Source organism: Burkholderia sp. 567 (assembly GCF_040545115.1).
GTDB classification, from domain to species: domain Bacteria; phylum Pseudomonadota; class Gammaproteobacteria; order Burkholderiales; family Burkholderiaceae; genus Burkholderia; species Burkholderia ambifaria.
This window is the reverse complement of record NZ_JBEPLG010000006.1, coordinates 390,489-410,510: the sequence shown is the minus strand read 5'-3', so window position 1 is coordinate 410,510 and position 20,022 is coordinate 390,489. Positions and strand designations below refer to the sequence as shown.

The following is a 20,022-nucleotide window of genomic DNA, read 5'->3' as shown; positions in this document are numbered from 1 at the left end:
TCGGGGAGGCACCGGCCGGCTGACGGAACAGGCTATGCAAACCCGGCCTGAACCAAGACGGGCCGGCGAAATCGGTCGCCCCGGAATTCGCATGCCCTCGGACCGCTGCTACCGATCGGGTCATCATAATCCCTCAGACGGGTATCTCGTGGAGCGTCGTCACGCAACGCCGCTCACTGCCCCGCCACCGTCCCCTACTTCTTCTGCAACCTCGCCGGCAGCCGCCAGTTCCCACTCCGCCGCAATCCGTCGACGAACTTCGCACGCTCATCCGGCGTCAACGTCGCCGCGAAATCGACCACGCTGCGCTCGACCTGCCCGCGCAACGCACTGTCCGCCGCTCGCGTACGATCGAGCGCCGCATCGATCGCCGGACGATCGAGCTGCGGCGCGGCCAGCAAGTCAAGCACCGTGGTCCGCCCATCGCGCCCTTCCCGCGCGAAATCGCGGCCGTCCTTGCGCGCCGCCTTCAGCGCCGCTTGAAACTCCTGCCGACGCGCATCGGACAATTCGTCCGCGGCGAACCGCAACGCCGTCCGTTGACCAGGCATCCCGCCCGCATGCACCTCGCGATGTGTCGAGAACCACTGATACACGCCGCCGCCAATCGCGCCGAGCATGAACACGTTCAGCACGACGGACCCGACGAGAATGATTTTCCAGCCGCGTTCGGTCATTCGTCGCCTCCGTCGATGCTCGGGCCGCCGAAGGTCGTCGTCAGGTAGCCCGGTTCGTGTTGCGCGATCGGCGCGCTACCGAGCATCAGCACCGACACGGCAACCGCGCCCGCCAGCGCGCCGGCCAACCCGACGCCCGCGAACGCCGCGCCCGACCACCACACTTTTCCTCGCCGCCGCGCACGTTGCGGCGCGGGCGCCGACGCGACGATGCGTTCGACGAGCGCCGACGCGGGCGGCGCGACCGTATCCTGCATGAGCCATGCATCGAGCTCGGCGGCATCGTCGAGCGCCGCGAGCGCATCGCGCGGATGCGCTTGCGCCCACGCTTCGGCCGCCGCGCGTTCGTCTTGCGGCCAGCGCCGCGCATCCGAGCCGTACGCGGCGACGATGGTACGGAATCGTTCGGGTGTCATCGCTTGTCCTCGCTAGGTGGGTCGCCGGCCAGTTGCGCGCGCAGGTTGCGCCTCGCGCGCGCGAGCAGGCTTTCCAGCGCATCGACGGTGATGCCCATCAGGTTGGCCGCTTCAATATTCGACATGTCCTGATAGTACTGGAGCACGAGCGCTTCCCGCTGCCGGGGCGGCAACGCAGCGAGCGCCTGGCGCACGCGCGCGTCGCGCGAGCGCAACTCCGCTTGCGCGGCCGGCTCGGGTTGCGTGTCGGGCACGTCGGGCAGCATATCGACCGGCTCCTCGCGCCGTCCGCGCAAGCGGTCGTAGCACAGGTTCAGCACGACGCGATGCAGCCACGTGTCGAAGCGTGCTTCGCCGTCCCGCCAGCGCGGCGCTTGATTCCAGATCCGCAGGAAGGTTTCCTGCGCAACGTCTTCGGCTTCGTTTCGGTCGCCGAGCATGCGCGTCGCGAGCGCGAGCAATCGCGGCAGCTTGCGTGCGACGAGCACGCGCACGGCCGACGCGTCGCGCGCGCCGACCCGCGCGACGAGTTCCGCGTCCGGATCGGCGTCGCTCAACGCAGGCCGCTCCGCAACGTGCCGTGCGAACGCCGCTTGCTGCGGGCGGGTATCCCCGCCGTCCGGCTGAAGCTCATCGTCGTGCTCTCCTTGCATGCGTCGCGCCGGCACCGGACGGCGCCAGCACGACCCCTCGGCAACGCGCCCGAGATCGGCCCGGGCGGTTTCGTCGACATCCGGTTCGAACGGCATATCGATCCTGTCGATCGCCCGCCGGCCGGCGCGATCAATATACGACGACCGGCGCGGGCCGGTAATACACCGGACGCGCCGGCACCACGACACAGCCGGCCAGCACGATGGCCGCGGCTGCCAGGATCACGAGAGTTCGAAAAGGCATGGCTCGACGGATGAGGTTACGTGGAAGTCTCGCCACACGGGCGCTGCGCGCCGCGCGGCACGCTGCGCATCACGCCCAGTGACCGGGCACCCAGCGCCAGTTCGGGCCACGCGCGACCCAATGCCCGGGCACCCAGTGATAACCGGCGCGCACCCCTTGCCAGTGCCCGGGAATCCACACGTAGCGGCCATGTCGCCAGTGCCAGTGGCCCTGATCCCACACGTAGCCCGCACGCGGCGCCGGCATCACTTCGACGCGCGGCGGCGGCGGTGCGACCGGCGCGACGATGACGGCCTGGGCGAATACGGCGGACGTCGCCAGCGCGGCTGCGCATGCCGCGGCAAACCGTAATGAAATGGAAAGTTTCATGCAAGACTCCGAAGCATCATGTATCGACCGTTCATACCCGGAAGCGGCCGTTCATGCGTTAAACGACGCATTCGGCAAAATCCGTCGCGACACCGGCAAATAAATTTCCGCCGCGCCGGCAACGAACGAAACGAATGCCGCGCGCCCATCGCCGCATCGTGTCCGTACTGTGATTACCGCCTGTCACAACCCGGCAAAACTGCGCTTCGACAATGCGTGTCACCGGGATCCCGCTCGTTTCCGGCCCACGCCCCCGACGCGCTCGCGCACGACCGGGCGGTTCCGCACTTCGCGTGTCATCCATCGAAAATACGATCATGTCGAACCAGGACAACTTCCCCGTCGAGTCGAACGAGTCGAACGAGCCGGCCGCTTCCGTATCGCGTCGCGGCTTCCTGAAACTGGCCGGCGTCTCCGGCCTCGCCACCGCCGCGGGCGGGCTCGCGGCCGCGCGTGCCGCCGCGTCGAACCCGGACGGCACACCCGAGCAGGTGCACCTGACGTGGGGCAACGACCCGGCGTCCGAAGTTGTGATCACGTGGGCGTCGCTCGCGCCGGCCGCCAATCCGCGCGCACGCATCGTCACCGACGGCGAGCCGGCACGCACCGTGCATGGGGTTCAGCGCCTCTACACCGACGGCCTGAACGGCGCAACCGTGTTCACGTACCACGCCCGCGTGCATGGCCTGAAGCCGAACACGCGCTACCGCTATGAACTCACGGCCGACAACGACAGCAACGCCGCGCAGCCGTTTGCCGCAACCTTCACGACCGCACCGCGCGGGCGCGCCCCGTTTCGCTTCACGAGCTACGGCGATCTCGCGACGCCGAACGGCGCGTGGGTGCTGTCGTCGCCGCAAAGCCGATTCGCGGTGCAGGCCGTCGAGCAGTTCCAGCCGCTGTTCCACCTGCTGAACGGCGACCTCTGCTATGCGAACCTGAACCCCGCGCATCAGCCGGAAGTGTGGCGCGACTTCGGCAACAACAACCAGACGTCGGCCGCGAATCGCCCGTGGATGCCGTGCCCCGGCAATCACGAGATCGAATTCCACAACGGCCCGCAGGGGCTCGACTCGTATCTCGCACGCTATACGCTGCCCGAGAACGGCACGCGCTTTCCGGGCCGCTGGTACAGCTTCCGCGTGAGCTCGGTGCTGTTCATCTCGCTCGACGCCGACGATGTCGTGTACCAGGACGCGGCCGCCTTCGTCGGCGGGCCCGATCCGCTGGTGCCGGCCGCGAGCACCGGCCACGCGCCGATCGAACCGGGCACGTCGTTCTACGTGCGCGGCTACAGCAACGGCGAGCAGACGCGCTGGCTCGAACATACGCTGCGGCACGCGTCGCACGACGACGACATCGACTGGATCGTCGTGCAGATGCACCAGGACGCGCTGAGTTCATCGAAAACGGGCAACGGCTCGGACAAGGGCATCCGCGAGGCGTGGCTGCCGCTGTTCGACCGTTACGGCGTCGACCTCGTGCTGTGCGGTCACGATCACGACTACGAGCGCAGCTACCCGGTGCGCGGCTGCAATCACCGCGCGGGCGTCGATGCGTCGACCGGCGAAGTCGTCGAGACGCTACAGCCGCGTCCGGTCGGATCGACGGACCCCGATCGCACGACGTTCGACACGAGCCACGGCACGATCCACCTGATCCTCGGCGGCGGCGGCACCAGCGCGCCGCTCGACGTATACGGCACGAACCCGGCGACTGGCTATGTGCAGGCCAAGGTCTTCACGAAGCCGAACCGGCCGGTGCCGGGCACGGCGGCGAACACGCTCGTGCGCAAGCCGGCCGATGCGCTGGAGGATGCGATCTGGTCCGCGCGCCGCGATACGGGCACGGGTTACGGGATCGCGGTGTTCGATCACGATCCGGGCAAGCCGGGCGGCCACACGACGATCACGATGCGCTACTACCACGCACCGGGCGCGGATCAGCACCCGAGCGCGCAGTACGAGCTGTTCGAGACGATCGAGCTGAGCAAGAAGCGCGGCGAGCGCTGATGCGACTGCCGGCCGCCGCGCGTCATGGCGCGGCGGCCGGCGGAAAGTTCTGTCATGCGATGCAGCGCGCTATCCGCTTGTCCGGTCCCCATCCACCGCAAGCCGCCCCGCGATCTAGCTTCGCGACTCGAGCGCGATGCGCACGGCCAGTCCCGCCAACACGGTCCCTATCAACCAGCGCTGCCCGCGTGCCCAGCCTGGCCGATCGGCAAGAAACCCCGCGATCGAGCCGGCCATGCTCGCGATCAGCGCATTGACGCACACGCTGACCGCGATCTGCACGCAGCCCAGTGCCAGCGATTGCACGAGCACGCTGCCGTGCCCCGGCGAAATGAACTGCGGCAGCAGCGACAGATACATCACCGCGATCTTCGGGTTCGCGAGGTTGGTGACGAAGCCCATCGTGAAGAGCCTCGCGTCGCTGTCGTGCGGCAATTGCCGGACCTGAAACGCCGAGCGGCCGCCCGGCTTGAGCGCCTGCCACGCGAGATACGCGAGGTACAGCGCGCCGCAAAAACGCAGCGCGTCATACGCGTACGGCACGGTCATCACCAGCGCGGTGATGCCGAATGCCGCACAGAACATGTAGAACACGAATCCGAGCGCCACACCGCCGAGCGATACCAGCCCCGCGCGGCGACCCTGGCAGATCGAACGGGAAATCAGGTAGATCATGTTCGGGCCGGGCGTCAGGACCATGCCGAGCGACACGAGTCCGAAAGCAATCAGGGTGGGCAAGGCCGGCACGGTGGTCTCCTACGACGCAATGAAGTCAGGGCGGTGTGCAGCAATGTATTGCATGTCGATGGCTGCCGGCATGAATAAACTGCAAGCCGCCCATGAGCGCGCTTCATCGCGTCATTGCCTGCCGATGCGCTAGCTGCCCTTTTTCGTCCGTGCCTGAATCGCCTTTCCCGCCTTCGCGCGTTGCGCGTCGACCAGCTTCACGAATGCGTCGGCGACCGCATTGCCGGTCGCGTTCCACGAGAGCCGCACGCTACGTTGCAGCCTGGGCGACAGCTCCAGCACCCGGCCGCCGAACCGTGTATAGGTGAGCGTGATGCTCGGGACGATCGACACCCCCATTCCCGCCTCGGCCATCGACAGGATGGTCCGCATCTCGACCACGTTGAACGCCGCGCGAAGCGACGCACCGTTGCGCACGAAGTAATCGGCGATGACCGGCCCGCACCCCGCCTTCGAGAAAATGAACGGCATCGCGGACAACAGCTTCGCCGACACGCGCTTGCGGCCGTCGAACATGCCGTCCGCCGCCACCGCAACGAAATCCTCGTCGAGCAGCGGCAGATTGTGCGCGAAGGTCTTCGTGCCGGCGACCACGCCGATGTCGGCGGTGCCGTCCTCGATCCACCCTTCGACTTCTGCGTCCGTGCCTTCGAGCAGCACCGCCGTCACGCCCTCGTGCGCCGCTTTCAACGCCTCGAGCGCGGGGACGACGAACGCGAGCGATACGCTCGGCAGCGACGCGACGACCAGCCGCCCTTCGAGCTTGCCGCGCGCGAGGCCGAACTGCTGGCGCAGCGCCTGCGCTTCCCGGACGACGTTCTGCACGTATGGCCACAGACGTTCGCCGGCGGCGGTCAGGACGACCGGCTGGCGGTCGCGCAACAGCAGCTTGACCTCGGTGAGGTCCTCCAGTTCGGTCAACGCGTGGCTGATCGCCGACTGGCTGCGACTGAGCCGGTCGGCCGCGGCCGTGAGCGAGCCGAGTTCGACCACGGCCGCCAGCGCCTGCAATTGCGCGAGCATCATCTCGCCTCCTTGTTTCAGGTCATGTATTTTTCACATGATAGGGTGACGCGTCATGAATTGGTTTGAAGCAGGCTAACAATGTTCGACGGCGCGCGGTTCCGCGATCACCGCCGATGCTCCGCACCGCGCTCGGGCCAGATCCAGCCTCGGATCGTGTCAAACGCGGTCGCCCTGGGTCGCGTCGGCGCGGCAAAGCGTGCCCCACGGCACCCGATCCGGTGCGCTCGGCCGCGTCGCGCCCGCGAGTCCACTCCCCGCCCGCTACCGCCCGCTAGCGCCCTCTGCCGCGATCCGCAAGACGCGTTAGACTGTCCGGATGGAACAATGCCGTTATTGCCAGAGAATCCGCGATGAATGGGATTGCCACGGGGACGAATGCCGCCGGGCAATCGCGAAGGCACTGCGCCGGCAGCGCGCGGGCCTGCCGATGGTGCCCGATCGCATCCGCAACGAGCTGCCGTCCGGTGCACCGACCCAGCAGGTGATCGCGGTCCTGTCGCGCCAGCGCCTGCGCGCGCGTCGCGGCAACGAGGAACGCCGCGAGCGCAAGGAAATCGACGACGACGGCGTCTGATCCGGCAACGCCTTCGTCCTCCCCGCTCCTGGCGTCATGCCGCCAGACGTTCGCGCCTGCCCGGCAGAACGCTTCCCCATCTTCTGCACCGAGTCGTTTGCAATTCCTGCAACACGCAATAGGGACGGAACGTATTTCTCCCGCAATTATTGCCGCGCCCGCAAGGATCTTTCGCTACAACCCGCGTTTACCGTCCATCCTCCGAAGCCTACGATGTAATCAATCGCTTAAGACATTGTGTCGACAGCGAAGTCAGTAGAGAACATCGGAGGTCATCATGAAATCGCTCGTTTCCGCAGTCGTTGCCGCTGTCGCCCTGTCCGCTTCGTTCGGCGCATTCGCTCAAAGCACCGTCACCCGCGCGCAAGTGCGCAACGAACTCGTCCAGCTCGAAAAGGCCGGCTACAAGCCGAGCCAGTCGAGCCCGCACTACCCGAACGACCTCCTGGCAGCCGAAGCACGTGTTCGCGCCGCCGATGGCAGCGGCTACGGCGCGCAAGCGGCCCCGGTTGTGCAGGGCGGCGCACCGGTAGTCAAGCCGCAGAACGCGCGCGACTCGGTCTACTTCGGCCACTAAGCCCGCCGCTGCGCGTATCGCGCGCAGTCCGCGCAGGCGACAACGAGCCCGTTCCGCGACGGGCTCGTTGCGTTTGGGTTGCCCGCACGACCGCCTGCCGTCAGCGGCTGCCGCCCGCCGCCATGCGGCCGGCCGCATCTGCATCGACGCCACCGACACCGCCACCCAGCAGCTCCTGATAACGCACGCACGCGCACTGCGCGGACGCCTTCGCCGCATACATCGCCGCGTCGGCCTTCACCAGCAGTTCCTCGGCGGACGCGCCGTCGGCCGGATATTCGCTGACGCCGATGCTCGCCCCCACGGCCAGCAGCCGGTCGCCGAACTCCAGTTCCTCGGCCATCACGATCTGGATCCGCGACGCGATATCGCCGATCACCGCCGGCGCTCGCACGTCCGACAGCAGCACGATGAATTCGTCGCCGCCGAGCCGCGCGGCCATGTCGCCGCTGCGCAGCACCTGGCTCAGCCGTTTCGCGACCGCGACGAGCGTGCGATCGCCGGCCGCGTGTCCATGCTGGTCGTTGATCTGCTTGAATCGATCGAGATCGACGAACATCACCGCCAGCCCCTCGCCCACCGCGGCTGCATGCCGGATCGCGGCATCGAGATGCTCCATGAACAACAGGCGGTTCGGCAGACCGGTCAGCGGATCGTGACCGGCGAGGTGCGTGAGCTCGAGCTGCTTCGCGCGCAGCATCGCGACCTGCGTGCGGATCTCGACGCGCATGCTGTCGAAACAGCGCGCCAGCACGCCGATCTCGTCGGCCCGTGCAACGGGCAGCCGTTCGGCGGCCGGATCGTCGAATACGTGGGTTGCCGCGCGCGCGAGCATCTGCAACGGCCGCGTGATCGCGCGCGCGAACAGGATCGCGAGAATCACCGCCGCCACGCTCAGCAACAGCACCATCCGGATGATCCGTTCGCCGAGAATCGCGGCCGGCGCCAGCACGTCCGTGAGTGGACGCGCCATGCCGAGCACGACGTAGCGGTTGCCCTCGCTGTTGCCGAACGGCGTGCGCACGAACGCGAACATCTGGCCCGGCGCATCGTCGGGCTGCGCGAGACCGTCGAGCGTCACGTTCGTGCGCGCGCCGACGAACAGCAGCCGCGTGGCGGGAAAGCTGTCCTGCATCAGCACGCGCCGCCCGCGATCGAAGCCGAACGTCTGCGACGGATCGGGATGCACGATGAAATCGCCCCACTCGTTCGCGAGATACACCGCGTAGTCTTGCGGCAGATCGCGCTCGAGCCGGTCGAACACGCGCGACAATTCGATGTCGACCACCAGCGCGCCGACGACCAGGCCGGTCGTATCGACCACCGGCGTGCCCACGCGCAGGATCGGCAACCCTTCGGCCGCATGCGAACCGGTCTCGTGATTGATTTCGATCGGCGACAGGTAGATATGACCGGGCGCCGTCGCGAGCGTATCGATCACGTAGGAAAACTGCCCCTTCTCCTGGAATGCATTCTCCGGCAGCACGACGATGCCGCGCGCGTCGCGATCGACACGGATTCGTTCGAGCCCGTAGTCGCCACGCGCGATCAACCGGATCTGCAGATACTCGGGGTGATTCCTCATGAAGCTGCGATACACCTGCTCGAGCCGCGTGCGCGGCGCGCGATCGGCGCTGTCGCCGCCGGCGACGAGCGCCGACGACGGCAATTGCGCGAGCACGAGCGCATCGTCGGCCACGTCGGACAGGGCGGTCGTGAAGCGCTGTCCGAGCAAGTGCGTCGACATCAGCAGGCTGTGCTGCGCTTCCTGCACGAGCATCGTGCGGTTCGCGCGGTACGTGTAGTAGCCGGTGGTGCCGGACGCGATCACGCCGATGCATGCGAACAGCACCGACAGCTTCGACGTGAGCCCGAGCCTGATCATTTTTCGAACGACGCCGGCCGGTCGCCCGACACGATGCGGCTCCACAGCGACTCGCGTCGCGCGATGTCCTCGACCGGCTGGAGCCACACGAGGTGCTGGTGGCCGGTCTGGAGGCCGGGTGGCGGCGCAAGCGTATTCGCGAGCCCCTGACGCTCGGTCAGCAGCGCGCCGATCACCGGTTCGAGCATGTAATTGATCCATGCGAACGCGAGCTCGCGATGCTCGGCGCCGCGCGTGACGCCCCAGCAGTCGAGCCACGCGAGCGCGCCTTCGTCCGGAATCACGTAGCCCACATCCGCGCCGGCGCGACGCAGTTGCTCGACCTGCTGCGTGCCGTAGTTGCCGAACATCAGCGCCGCGCGATGCCGGATGAACAGCGCGGTCGCTTCTTCGGGAAGCGTGTAATACGTGAGCAGGTTGCGTCGCAGGTCGATCAGCTTGTGCGCGACGGTGAGCGTTTGCGCGGGCGACAGGTGAAACGGATCGGCATAGCCGAGCGCGAGCGCGGCGAACGAAAAATTATGCTGCGCGCTGTTGAAGTCGAGCACCTTGCCGCGGTAGCGCGGGTTCCAGAGCTCGAGCATCGAGCGCGGCGGAGTCGGCACCTGTTTGCGATCGTAGATCAGCCCCATCGACGAATACGTGAACGGAATCGCGTAGGTCGAGCCATTGCGCACGAGCCCGCCGATCGTCGCGAGCTGCTGGAAATTCGGTAGTTGCCGCCGGCGGTTCGGAATCTGCGACAGGTCGATCGGCGTGAGCAGGTCGTCGTGTGCGTAGCGCTGGATCTCGGCCGTGTTGGCCGCGAGCACGTCGTACGGCGGCGGCGATGCGCTGTGCATCCGCGTCCACAACGCTTCGTCGGAATCGACGAACGTCACTTCGACACGTACATGAAAGTGCGTCTCAAATGCATTGACGACATCGCTGTCCGCATAGCCGGGCCACGCGAGCACACGCAGCACGTTGTCGCCGACGGTCTCGGGAGAAGCGGCACACGCAGGCAGGCCCGGCAGGCCGAGCGTCAAGACGACAAGCAACCGGCACACGGCACGGCGCGCACGCCGATGCGCGCCGATTCCCCTGACCAATCGGTCCCCGTCCGAATTCCCCGTATGCATTCGACTTTCCTTTTTTCGAGTCGATGCGCGATCGTGCAACAAGACCATAAAAAATATCGCCGCGCAATTGGAACAAGCCGCACGCATATCGTGTCCGCCCATGCAGGAACGACCTGTATGCATGCGTTCGATTGCGTGTCGTCGCACGCAAACGATCCCGTGTCGGCGAATGAAGAATGATCAGGAGAAAGTCGTTACACGCTGTCGGGCGGTTGCAGTTGCAACGAGGGCGGCAAACGGCATGTACTGCGCACGCATTCGGTGCAGTCGATGCGGGTGTCCTCGCACGAGTGCGTTGATCGCACCGACCACATCGTCGTGATCATCGGCGCGCCCGCACCCGACACACCCGCACGCGGAAGCACACGAAGCGCCACGCAAGCACGACCGGCAGCCGCCGTCGCGCTTTCCTTTTCGGAGCGCCCGTCGGACAATGACCTCCCCCCGCCGGCGCAGCGTCGCACCGACCTCGCGCACGGCGGCCACGTGCTCCCGTCCGCACCGATGAAACGCTACGAAACCCTCGCCCACACGATCGCCGACGAAATCCGCAACGGCAACCTCGCGGTCGGCACGCGCCTGCCGTCGCTGCGGCAGATCATCGCGCAACATGGCGTGAGCCAGTCGACGGTGTTTCGCGCGTACTACCTGCTCGAACAGTGGGGGTTGATCCGCGCACGCGAGCGCTCCGGTTATTACGTCGCGCCGGGCGCGAGCCCCGCCGCGAACGCGCCCGCGAAACGCCGCGCGAGCCGCGCCGGCGCGACGCGCAAGGTCGACATCAGCGATCTCGTGTTCTCCGTGCTCGACGCCGCGACGCAGCCGGGCATCGTGCCGCTCGGCTCCGCATTTCCGTCGCCGCAGCTGTTTCCGCTGCAGCGCCTCGCGAAGTCGCTCGCGCAGGCGACGCGGCTCGTCAGCCCGTGGAGCACCGTCGTCGACCTGCCGCCCGGCAACGAGGCGCTGCGCCAGCAGATCGCGCGACGCTATCTGGCGACCGGCATCGCGCAGCCCGTCGACGAGATCATCGTCACGAACGGCGCGCTGGAAGCGCTGAACCTGTGCCTGATGGCCGTCACGCGGCCGGGCGACATCGTCGCGGTCGAGTCACCCGGCTTCTATGCGGCGCTGCAGGCGATCGAGCGGCTCGACCTGCGTGCGGTCGAGATTCCCGTCGATCCGCACACGGGCCTCGATCTCGACGCGCTCGCGAACGCGCTCGAGCGACACGACATCCGCGCGTGCTGGTTCATGACCAATTTCCAGAATCCGACCGGCGTCACGCTGTCGGCCGACAAGAAGCGCGCGCTCGTGGAGATGCTGGCCGCGCGCGAGGTGCCGCTGATCGAGGACGACGTGTACGGCGAGCTGCATTTTGGCGCCGACTACCCGCTACCCGCGCGCGCCTACGACCGGAACGGCCTCGTGATGCATTGCAGTTCGTTCTCGAAGACGCTCGCGCCCGGCTACCGGATCGGCTGGGCCGCGGCCGGCCGTTTCGCGGAAAAGGTGCAGCGGCTCAAGCTGATGACCACGCTGTCGGCGAGCATTCCCGCGCAGGCCGGCATCGCGAACTACCTGGAGCATGGCGGCTACGATCGTCACCTGCGCAAGCTGCGCGGTGCGCTGCAGACGCAGCTCGCCCGCATGGACGACGCGCTGCGGCGCTGGCTGCCGCCCGGCGTGGAATGGGTGCGGCCGGACGGCGGATATTTCCTGTGGCTGTCGTTTCCCGACGCTATCGACGCGATGGAACTACATCGCCAGGCGATCGCGCGCGGCATCAGCTTCGCACCGGGACCGCTGTTCTCCGCCGCGCACGGCTTCGAGCGCTGCGTGCGCGTGAACTTCGGCCATCCGTGGAGCCGCGACATCGAACGCGCGATCCGCGTGCTCGGCGAGCTAGTCGCCGAGCCGGCGGTACGCAAGGCCGGGTAAGCCCCACGCAAGCCGCACGCGCACCGCCGCCGTGCAGCCGTCGCGCAACCGGGTTACATTGCGAGCCCCTTCGCTCCTTCACTCGAGTCCCATCTGATGAGCGCATTGCCCTACCTCGATCCCGCCGCGCTGCTGAAGCTCGCGGCCGAAGCCACCGGCGTCACGCAGCCGTGCACCTGCACGAAGACGTCGCTGGCCGGCTGGACGAGCCTGCCGCTGTCGTTGCCGGACACGCAACTCGCCGCAGTGGCGACGCTCGCGCCGCCCGACGAGCCCGAGCCGACCTACGACGAATACCATCCGGCCGGCACGCGCTACGCGTCCGACGACGCGCCGATCGCGCCGCGCCACTTCCCGTACAACCGCTGCAACGTCAGCCGCTGCGTGACGTGCGGCCGGCTGTATCTGCGCTACCAGGAAGGCGGCGGCTACTTCATCGACCAGCGCATCCGCGCACTCGATCCGGCGTTGATCGTCGACGCACCCGCGCAAGCCTGAATCTCACCCGGGCATGCGCCGCGCATGCCCGGCGTTCGCCGGCGCGCCACGATCTGCTGCGCCCTTTTCGTCCCGATCTGCTGCTTGTCCCGCCGCCCCGCGTTCCCTACGCTGTCTCCGGTTGCCCGACACCCGTCGCAACGTCCCCTTCCGAGCGGCGCCCCTGCGTCGCCGCTCATCTCGCGTATCACGTCATGTACCGATATACCGATTTCGACCGGGCGCTCGTGCACAGCCGCGCCGCCCAGTTCCGCGACCAGCTCGAGCGCTGGCAGCACGGCACGCTGAGCGAGGACGCGTTCCGGCCGTTGCGCCTGCAGAACGGCTGGTACGTGCAGCGCCATGCGCCGATGCTGCGCGTCGCCGTGCCGTACGGCGAACTGTCGAGCGCGCAGCTTCGCGTGCTCGCGCGGATCGCACGCGACTACGACGTGCCCGACGACGCCACCTATCGCGCCGCCCGCGACGCGCAGGCGTTGCTCGGCACGCTGCGCCTGCCGACCGGCAACGCGCACTTCACGACCCGCACCAACGTGCAGTTCAACTGGATTCCGCTCGCGAAGGCGGCCGACGTGATGGACCTGCTCGCGACCGTCGACATGCACGGAATCCAGACGAGCGGCAATTGCATCCGCAACATTTCGTGCGACGAACGCGCGGGCGTCGCGCCGGACGAGATCGCCGACCCGCGTCCGTTCGCCGAGGCGATGCGCCAGTGGACGACACTGCATCCGGAATTCGCGTTCCTGCCGCGCAAGTTCAAGATCGCGATCACCGGCGCCGCCGAGGATCGTGCGGCGACCGACTGGCACGACGTCGGGCTGAAGCTCGTGCGCAACGACGCCGGCGAACTCGGCTTTCGCGTGAGCGTCGGCGGCGGCATGGGCCGCACGCCGCTGATCGCGACGCTGCTGCGCGCGTTCCTGCCGTGGCAGCACGTGATGAACTACATCGAGGCGATCGTCCGCGTGTACAACCGCTACGGGCGGCGCGACAACAAGTACAAGGCGCGCATCAAGATCCTCGTGAAGAGCGAGGGGCAGCGCTATATCGACGACGTCGAGGAAGAGTTCCGCCAGATCGTCGAGCATGACGGCGGCCCGCACACGATCCCGCAGGCCGAGTTCGACCGCATCGCGGCATCGTTCGTCCCGCCGCGGCTGACGTCGCGCACGCTCGACCTCGACGCCGCCGAAGCGCGCATGACCGCGCACGCCAATCGCCATCCGGCGTTCGCGCGCTGGCTCGCGCGCAATGTCGCCGCGCACCGCGACCGCGCGCTGCGCATCGTCACGCTGTCGTTCAAGCGCCGCCTGCAGGCACCCGGCGACGCGTCGCCCGAGCAGCTCGACGCGCTCGCCGAGCTCGCCGACCGCTTCTCGGCCGGCGAGGCGCGCGTCACGCATGCGCAGAACGTGGTGCTGCCGTGGGTGCACGTCGACGACCTGTTCCTGCTGTGGGAACACGCGCGCGCGATCGGCCTGGCTAGCGCGAACGTCGGACTCCTGACCGACATGATCGCGTGCCCGGGCGGCGATTTCTGCGCGCTCGCGAACGCGCGCTCGATCCCGATCGCCGACGCGATCGCCGAACGGTTCCAGGATCTCGACATGCTGCACGACGTCGGCGACATCGACCTGCACATCAGCGGCTGCATCAACTCGTGCGGCCATCATCACAGCGGACATATCGGCATCCTCGGCGTCGACAAGGACGGCGCGGAGTGGTACCAGGTGACGCTCGGCGGCTCGGACGGTTCGAGCGCGAGCGGCCCCGCCCGGCCGGGCAAGGTGATCGGACCGTCGTTCTCGGCGGACGAGATCGTCGATGTCGTGGATGCGCTCGTCAACGTGTATCTCGACGCGCGGCTCGACGCCGACGGACGCTGCGAGCGATTCATCGACACGGTGCGCCGCATCGGCGCCGAACCCTTCAAGGCTGCGGCGAACGACGCACGTCACCACGCGGAGCACGCATGAAACCGACTGACGAACACGCCAGCACGAACCCGCGCATCCGGCTGCTGACGCCGGCCGAACACGCCGACGACGCAAACGCGTCCGGCACCGCTGCCCTGACGATCATGACGATCGGCAACGACGAGGAACTGCCGCCGCTCGCCGCACGGATCGCGCAGGCCGCGCGCATCGACCTGCATTTCCCGTCCTTCACCGACGGCCGCGCGTACAGCCAGGCGTACCTGCTGCGCAAGCGCTTCGGTTTCGCCGGCGACCTGCGCGCGACGGGCGACGTGCTGATCGACCAGTTGCTGCTGATGGAGCGCACCGGGTTTTCGAGTGCGGTGCTGGGTGCCGATGCCGATCTCGCGTCCGCGCGGCGGCAGCTCGACCGGTTTCCCGGCTTCTATCAGCGCGATGCGAGAACGGCGACACCGCGGCAGGACGCCGCGACGCAAGCGGAAAAGGAAACGGAAAAGTAAAAACGGGCAGCCATGCAGGCCGCCCGTCCGATGAACCGCAAGCACCGCGCCCGCCGCGAAGCGGACGCCGGCGTTCAGCGCGCCGCCACCGGCTTGCCGAACGCGCCGAGGATCTTCTTCTCGAGCGCGATGTAGTCGTGGCCGAAGTGGTGGTCGCCCCCCGTCTTGATCACGTCGGCGCCGGTATTCGCGAGCGCCGGGCACATCGTGTCCTGCTCTTCCGCGCCATAGAAGCACTGCACGAGTGACGGCGGCACCTTCGCGATTTCCGGCGCGACCTTCATCGCCTTGTCGCTCGCCGGCATCCCGAGCCAGCCCGTCACGCGGATCTGGAAATCCGCGGCCGGCGCGAAGCCGAGCAGCGACATCACCGCGACCTTGTCACGCAGGTCGGCCGGCAGCCGGTTGTACGCGAACGGCATCACGTCCGCGCCGAACGAGTAGCCGACCAGCGCCACGCGGTTCGCATGCCAGCGCGCCATGTACGTGCGCATCACGCGCGCCAGGTCGCGGCTCACCTGTGCGGGCGGCTTCTCGCTCCAGAAGTAGCGCAGGCTGTCGATGCCGACCACCGACACGCCGTCGCGCTGCAGCGCCTCGGCGATCGTCTTGTCGAGATCGCGCCAGCCGCCGTCGCCCGAGATCACGATCGCGAGGCGGTCGCTGCCGCCCTTCGCCGGCAGCTCGACGAGCGGCAGGTCCGACACGTCGAGCTCGTCGTTGCTGCTCGTGTCGTGCAGGTGCGACGTGACGAGCGATACGAGCTTCGCGGTGTCGCCGGCCGCGGCCGTTTCGACGAAGCCCGGCATCGCGCGGCGCACGATCGTCGGATCAGGCGGGCACGGCTTGAAGCGCGCATCGAGCTTCGCCGCCGGCTGGACCGACACGACGCCGGCGATCGTGTTCTCCGGCGCCATCGCCAGGATCTGCTTCGCGATCGCGCCGCCCTGGCCCACGCCCGCGACGATCGGCGTGTAGTAACGCGCCGATTGCGCGAGGCGTTCGAGCTGGTGGCTGACCGCCTCGGCGTCGCCGTCGAGGTGGTGACAGGTTTCCTGCTTCGCGGCGAGGTTCGCCGCATAGCGCGCCGAATCCACGCCGACCGTCATCGCACCCGCTTTCGCGAGCGCGTCGGCCGCCTGCTGATCGGCGGCACCCCAGCCGCGCTCACGCGAGAACAGCACGACGAAGCCGCGCAGCGGACCGCTCGGCTTCGTCACGGTCACGGGGCCGTAGCGGCCGCCCGACACGGTTTCCGGTTTCGCCGCCGCCGTCTGCGCCGCGAGCGCGGCGCCGGCCAGCATCATTCCCGCGCAGGCGACTGCCGCCTGCGCGATACCCTTCTTCAACATCATGAGCGCCGACCTCCAGCCAGCAGGGACAGATCCGCGAGCGTGACGAACACGCCGACCGAGCCCGAGGCCGCGAGATAGCGCGGCTCCCAGTGCGGCTCGAACTTGCTCTTGAATGCACGCAAGCCACGGAAGTTGTAGAAGCGGCCGCCGAAGCGCCAGACCATCAGCCCGAACCGGTGCCACGGCGACGGCATCTTCGCCGCCCCCATCCCCGAGAACGGCGCGATACCCAGGCTCAGCTTGAGGAACCCCGCTTCCTTCAGATGCAGCGCGAGCTGCGTAAACAGATACTCCATCGCATACGGCGACGCTTCCGGCAGATGACGCATCACGCCGACCGTCGCCTCGGTGTTGAGGTCGGTCGTCATGAACGTGACGAACGCGATCGGCTTGTCGGCCTGGCGCACCAGCATCACGGACTGCGTCGCGAGATAGCCGTCGTGGAACGCGGCCACCGAGAAGCTCTTCTCGCGCGCGTCGCGGCTGTCGAGCCAGCCGTCCGAGATGTCGCGCAGCGCCGGCAGCGCGGCCGGCACGTCGCACGGCGCGATCACCTCGACACTCAGCGCGTCCTTGTCGCCGCGGCGCAGCGCGTAGCGCAGGTGCGAACGATTCGAGCCCTTCAGGTCGAACCGGTCGAGCGCGATGTGCGCTTCCTCGCCGAGCTTCATCAGCGTGAGCCCCGCGTCGAGGTACAGCGGCAGCGCGTTCGCGCGCACCTGGTAGAACGCCGCGCGGCCGCTGTGCGCATGCGCCAGCGCAATGAACTTGCTGATCAGCGCCGGCCATTCCTCGCGCGGGCCGACCGGATCGTGCAGCGCGGCCCAGGTGCGGCCGTTTTTCGCGTACATCAGGAACGCGCGGCGCGATTCGGAGAACAGGAACGACTTGTCGCCCATCAGCGCGAGGCCCGCATCGCTGCATTCCTGCGCACGGATGATCTGCTCGGCGTCGAGCAGGTCCTGCGCGACCGGCTTCACGAAACGGCCCGGCGCGGGGCGCAGCAGCTGCCACAGCGCGAACAGCGCGACGAACACGCCGGACGCGAGCGTGGCGCGCAGCGCGCGCGGCGCGCGTGCGTCGAACGAGAAATGCGACCACAGATCGCGCGTGTACGGCACATCGCGGAACGCGAAGCACAGCACCCATACCGCGAGGATCAGCACCATCGTCACCGACACGAACCAGCTCACCGTGAAGCGCTCGGCGAGCAGCGACGAATGCCGGCTGAAGCGGCGGCGGCTGACGAGCAGCAGCACCAGCAGCGTGCCGAGCACGCCGGCCTCGACGAACGCGAGGCCCTTCGCCAGCGACAGCGCGAGGCTAGCGAGCGTCAGCGCGAAGGTCATCCACCACGCGCCGTCCAGCCGGCGCAGCAACCCGCGCGCGACGAACAGCAGCGCGACGCCCAGCACGCTGCAGATCACCTGCGAGCCTTCGAGCACCCACAGCGGCACGATGTTGCGCAGGATCGCGATCCTGTACCAGAACGCGGGCGTCGCGCTCGAGATCACCAGCATCCCGCCGACCGCGAAGGTCACGAGGCTCAGGAACAGCGGCGCCAGTTGCGACACGCGTGCGGCCTGCCGCGACACGAGCCGGCCCCGCAGCGCGCGGCCCTCGAAGCCGGCCAGCAGGCCGGCCGACAGCACCAGCGGCACGCCGAAGTAGATCGCGCGATACGCGATCAGCGCGGCGACCATCGCGTGCGCGGGCACTTCGCGGCCCAGCGTGAACACCATCGCGGCTTCGAATACGCCGATCCCGCCCGGCGTATGACCGATCATCCCGAGCAGCAGCGCGGCCGCGTAGACCGTGATGAAGGTCGGGAAGCCGACCGGCGCGACCGGCAGCAACACCCACAGCGTCAGGCCGGCGGCCACGACGTCGAGCACTGCGTAGACGACCTGCGCGACGAGGTCACGCCGTGCCGGCACGTCGAACGCGAGCCATTTGAAGCGCGTGACGACCGGACGCGCGGTGTTGCCGCACAGCGCGACCACGACGGCCAGCACCACGAGCAGCGCGGCGCCGCTCCACGTGAGCACGCCCGGCGCGACATGCAGCATCGCGGCGAGCGTCTGCGGCACGCAGACCATGCCGACCGCCGTCATCAGCACCAGCGCGAGCGCGAGCGTGCCGCTGGTGAATACCGTCATCCGGCCGATCTGCGCGGGCGTGACGCCCGACACGCCGTACACGCGCGCGCGCACGGCGCCGCCCGTGAGCGCGCCGAAGCCGGTCGCATTGCCGAGCGCGGAGCCGGCGATCGAGCCGATCCACAGCGCGGCGCGCGGCACCTTCGCGGCGACGTAGCGCAAGCCGACCGCATCGCGGGCGACGAGCGCGAGATAGCTGAGGGCCGTCGCGGCGAGCGATGCGCCCCATTCGCCGACGGACATGTGGCGCAGCTGGCGGATCACCGACCGGTAGTCGACGGATTCGGACAGGTGCTGGAAAACCACGATCAGCAGCAGGCCGATGCCGAGCGCGAGCAGCGGCGACAGCACGCGCTCGTTGCGGATCAGCGTCGACACACGGGCGATCGCCGCCGCGGCGCGGCCGGGCGGACCAGAGTGGCGGGAAGACATAGATTGTTCAGTGGCGGTGCATAGCTTGTCGCGGCGCGGGACGGCCGGGCGGCGACGAATCTTGGTTGTTGTGCGAGGGCGGCCGGCTTAGGTCCAAAGCACGGGCGCCTGAATCAGAACTGACGAGTATACGGAATTTATATTACAGAATCTTTCGGTCTCGCACCGGGCGGTTTGGGCGCGGCGGGTGCATCAATGGCGCATCAAATCATGCGCACGGTGCGCATCATACCGGGAACCGCCGGGGATTTTTCGTCGGTTGACTGACGAATCGCGCATTCGGGAAGAATTCTCCCGGCCGCCCCGCCCGAATGAGCAAAAACCGCGAGCCCGCGCGGGTTTCAGCGAAAGGGGACGGATCGCGGCGCGTCGTCATTTCGCCCGCTCGTGCTCCGCCAGCCCGATCGCCTTGTAGTCGTAGGTCGGATAGAACTCCGTCCGGTACGCGCCCCACGCCGTGTCCTCCAGCACGCGATTGACCTCCCGTACGCGCGACGCCGGCAACCGCAGCACGACGATCTGCCCGATTCCCATCGTCACGGTCCAGCTCACCACCTCGACTCCCGGCGGCGGAAACGCCTTGTAGAACCCCTGCTTCGCGAGTTGCGCGTTCAGCTCGGCGAGCGGGCGCGACTGGTCGTGCTTGAGAAAGACCGTCAGCAGCACCGCGTTGTCGGGCGTCGCGGCAGCCGTGCTGGTCGGCACGGTCGACGTCTGGCCGACAGCCGGCGCGCAGCCGAGTGCGGCGGCGGCCAGCGATGCGGCCATCACGAGGGTTCGAAGCGGGAAATTCCGGCGTGCCGTCATGACGCGACTCCTGGGCTGCGTGAGTGAAGCCGCCATCATGCGCCGTCCGGCGCATCGTTGCAGGGCCGGCCGTGGCGCCGGCACGATCCGGC

18 protein-coding genes are annotated in these 20,022 nt (G+C 68.1%); 7 read left to right on the top strand and 11 right to left on the bottom strand.

Annotated features, from left to right (window positions below):
* Positions 1–194 precede the first annotated feature (194 nt).
* From ABIC50_RS19935 to ABIC50_RS19920, 4 genes are all read right to left on the bottom strand, one after another.
* A complete protein-coding gene (locus ABIC50_RS19935; protein WP_354166386.1) occupies positions 195–677 on the bottom strand; it encodes a periplasmic heavy metal sensor in 483 nt (160 codons plus the stop codon).
* Complete coding sequence (locus tag ABIC50_RS19930) at positions 674–1,093, bottom strand: hypothetical protein (RefSeq protein ID WP_354166384.1); 420 nt, start codon at positions 1,091–1,093, stop codon at positions 674–676. The genes ABIC50_RS19935 and ABIC50_RS19930 overlap by 4 nt, the downstream gene beginning before the upstream one ends.
* The gene (locus tag ABIC50_RS19925) at positions 1,090–1,842 is read right to left on the bottom strand and encodes an RNA polymerase sigma factor (RefSeq protein WP_354166382.1); all 753 of its coding nucleotides are present in this window, start codon (positions 1,840–1,842) and stop codon (positions 1,090–1,092) included. Before ABIC50_RS19925 ends, ABIC50_RS19930 begins: the two co-directional genes overlap by 4 nt.
* A 217-nt stretch (positions 1,843–2,059) precedes the next feature.
* On the bottom strand, positions 2,060–2,359 hold the full coding sequence (locus ABIC50_RS19920; RefSeq protein ID WP_105831124.1) for a YXWGXW repeat-containing protein: 300 nt from the start codon (positions 2,357–2,359) through the stop codon (positions 2,060–2,062).
* Positions 2,360–2,676: 317 nt separating this feature from the next.
* On the opposite strand from ABIC50_RS19920, the gene ABIC50_RS19915 reads away from it, so the two are divergent.
* On the top strand, positions 2,677–4,371 hold the full coding sequence (locus ABIC50_RS19915; protein WP_354166380.1) for a purple acid phosphatase family protein: 1,695 nt from the start codon (positions 2,677–2,679) through the stop codon (positions 4,369–4,371).
* Positions 4,372–4,485: 114 nt separating this feature from the next.
* Here the strand turns inward: ABIC50_RS19915 and ABIC50_RS19910 are convergent, their stop codons facing one another.
* Both ABIC50_RS19910 and ABIC50_RS19905 read right to left on the bottom strand, forming a co-directional pair.
* On the bottom strand, positions 4,486–5,118 hold the full coding sequence (locus ABIC50_RS19910; protein ID WP_354166377.1) for a LysE family translocator: 633 nt from the start codon (positions 5,116–5,118) through the stop codon (positions 4,486–4,488).
* Positions 5,119–5,247: 129 nt separating this feature from the next.
* Positions 5,248–6,144, bottom strand: coding sequence for a LysR family transcriptional regulator (locus ABIC50_RS19905; RefSeq protein WP_354166375.1), 897 nt, complete (start codon positions 6,142–6,144; stop codon positions 5,248–5,250).
* 316 nt (positions 6,145–6,460) lie between these two features.
* On the opposite strand from ABIC50_RS19905, the gene ABIC50_RS19900 reads away from it, so the two are divergent.
* Together ABIC50_RS19900 and ABIC50_RS19895 are read left to right on the top strand one after the other, a co-directional pair.
* Entirely contained in the window at positions 6,461–6,718 is a 258-nt protein-coding gene (locus ABIC50_RS19900) for a hypothetical protein (RefSeq protein ID WP_006478949.1), read from the top strand.
* Between the two features lie 277 nt (positions 6,719–6,995).
* On the top strand, positions 6,996–7,295 hold the full coding sequence (locus ABIC50_RS19895; RefSeq protein WP_011658925.1) for a DUF4148 domain-containing protein: 300 nt from the start codon (positions 6,996–6,998) through the stop codon (positions 7,293–7,295).
* 100 nt (positions 7,296–7,395) lie between these two features.
* On the opposite strand, the gene ABIC50_RS19890 is transcribed toward ABIC50_RS19895, so the two are convergent.
* Positions 7,396–9,180: a diguanylate cyclase domain-containing protein gene (locus ABIC50_RS19890; protein WP_354166373.1), complete on the bottom strand. Its 1,785-nt coding sequence runs from the start codon at positions 9,178–9,180 to the stop codon at positions 7,396–7,398.
* A complete protein-coding gene (locus ABIC50_RS19885; RefSeq protein ID WP_354166371.1) occupies positions 9,177–10,301 on the bottom strand; it encodes an extracellular solute-binding protein in 1,125 nt (374 codons plus the stop codon). The genes ABIC50_RS19890 and ABIC50_RS19885 overlap by 4 nt, the downstream gene beginning before the upstream one ends.
* 504 nt (positions 10,302–10,805) lie before the next feature.
* On the opposite strand from ABIC50_RS19885, the gene ABIC50_RS19880 reads away from it, so the two are divergent.
* From ABIC50_RS19880 to ABIC50_RS19865, 4 genes are all read left to right on the top strand, one after another.
* A complete protein-coding gene (locus tag ABIC50_RS19880; protein WP_354166369.1) occupies positions 10,806–12,239 on the top strand; it encodes an aminotransferase-like domain-containing protein in 1,434 nt (477 codons plus the stop codon).
* Positions 12,240–12,335: 96 nt separating this feature from the next.
* Positions 12,336–12,737, top strand: a complete 402-nt coding sequence (locus ABIC50_RS19875) for a hypothetical protein (RefSeq protein WP_354166367.1) — start codon at positions 12,336–12,338, stop codon at positions 12,735–12,737.
* 194 nt (positions 12,738–12,931) lie between these two features.
* Positions 12,932–14,716 (top strand): nitrite/sulfite reductase, encoded by a 1,785-nt coding sequence (locus tag ABIC50_RS19870; RefSeq protein WP_354166365.1) that lies wholly within the window; start codon positions 12,932–12,934, stop codon positions 14,714–14,716.
* The gene (locus tag ABIC50_RS19865; protein WP_354166363.1) at positions 14,713–15,177 is read left to right on the top strand and encodes a DUF934 domain-containing protein; all 465 of its coding nucleotides are present in this window, start codon (positions 14,713–14,715) and stop codon (positions 15,175–15,177) included. Before ABIC50_RS19870 ends, ABIC50_RS19865 begins: the two co-directional genes overlap by 4 nt.
* A 74-nt stretch (positions 15,178–15,251) precedes the next feature.
* Here the strand turns inward: ABIC50_RS19865 and ABIC50_RS19860 are convergent, their stop codons facing one another.
* The 3 genes from ABIC50_RS19860 to ABIC50_RS19850 form a co-directional block, all read right to left on the bottom strand.
* A complete protein-coding gene (locus ABIC50_RS19860; protein ID WP_354166361.1) occupies positions 15,252–16,532 on the bottom strand; it encodes a virulence factor family protein in 1,281 nt (426 codons plus the stop codon).
* A complete protein-coding gene (gene mprF, locus ABIC50_RS19855) occupies positions 16,529–19,123 on the bottom strand; it encodes a bifunctional lysylphosphatidylglycerol flippase/synthetase MprF (RefSeq protein ID WP_354166359.1) in 2,595 nt (864 codons plus the stop codon). The genes ABIC50_RS19860 and mprF overlap by 4 nt, the downstream gene beginning before the upstream one ends.
* A gap of 372 nt (positions 19,124–19,495) precedes the next feature.
* The gene (locus tag ABIC50_RS19850) at positions 19,496–19,930 is read right to left on the bottom strand and encodes a hypothetical protein (RefSeq protein WP_354166356.1); all 435 of its coding nucleotides are present in this window, start codon (positions 19,928–19,930) and stop codon (positions 19,496–19,498) included.
* Positions 19,931–20,022: the final 92 nt, after the last annotated feature.

Coding starts and splice junctions, on each gene's coding strand:
- ABIC50_RS19890 (WP_354166373.1), bottom strand. CDS start 9,180: ATGATCAGGCTCGGGCTCACGTCGAAGCTGTCGGTGCTGTTCGCATGC.
- ABIC50_RS19870 (WP_354166365.1), top strand. CDS start 12,932: ATGTACCGATATACCGATTTCGACCGGGCGCTCGTGCACAGCCGCGCC.
- ABIC50_RS19905 (WP_354166375.1), bottom strand. CDS start 6,144: ATGATGCTCGCGCAATTGCAGGCGCTGGCGGCCGTGGTCGAACTCGGC.
- ABIC50_RS19925 (WP_354166382.1), bottom strand. CDS start 1,842: ATGCCGTTCGAACCGGATGTCGACGAAACCGCCCGGGCCGATCTCGGG.
- ABIC50_RS19895 (WP_011658925.1), top strand. CDS start 6,996: ATGAAATCGCTCGTTTCCGCAGTCGTTGCCGCTGTCGCCCTGTCCGCT.
- ABIC50_RS19860 (WP_354166361.1), bottom strand. CDS start 16,532: ATGATGTTGAAGAAGGGTATCGCGCAGGCGGCAGTCGCCTGCGCGGGA.
- ABIC50_RS19920 (WP_105831124.1), bottom strand. CDS start 2,359: ATGAAACTTTCCATTTCATTACGGTTTGCCGCGGCATGCGCAGCCGCG.
- ABIC50_RS19850 (WP_354166356.1), bottom strand. CDS start 19,930: ATGACGGCACGCCGGAATTTCCCGCTTCGAACCCTCGTGATGGCCGCA.
- ABIC50_RS19915 (WP_354166380.1), top strand. CDS start 2,677: ATGTCGAACCAGGACAACTTCCCCGTCGAGTCGAACGAGTCGAACGAG.
- ABIC50_RS19900 (WP_006478949.1), top strand. CDS start 6,461: ATGGAACAATGCCGTTATTGCCAGAGAATCCGCGATGAATGGGATTGC.
- ABIC50_RS19880 (WP_354166369.1), top strand. CDS start 10,806: ATGAAACGCTACGAAACCCTCGCCCACACGATCGCCGACGAAATCCGC.
- ABIC50_RS19865 (WP_354166363.1), top strand. CDS start 14,713: ATGAAACCGACTGACGAACACGCCAGCACGAACCCGCGCATCCGGCTG.
- ABIC50_RS19935 (WP_354166386.1), bottom strand. CDS start 677: ATGACCGAACGCGGCTGGAAAATCATTCTCGTCGGGTCCGTCGTGCTG.
- mprF (WP_354166359.1), bottom strand. CDS start 19,123: ATGTCTTCCCGCCACTCTGGTCCGCCCGGCCGCGCCGCGGCGGCGATC.
- ABIC50_RS19885 (WP_354166371.1), bottom strand. CDS start 10,301: ATGCATACGGGGAATTCGGACGGGGACCGATTGGTCAGGGGAATCGGC.
- ABIC50_RS19875 (WP_354166367.1), top strand. CDS start 12,336: ATGAGCGCATTGCCCTACCTCGATCCCGCCGCGCTGCTGAAGCTCGCG.
- ABIC50_RS19930 (WP_354166384.1), bottom strand. CDS start 1,093: ATGACACCCGAACGATTCCGTACCATCGTCGCCGCGTACGGCTCGGAT.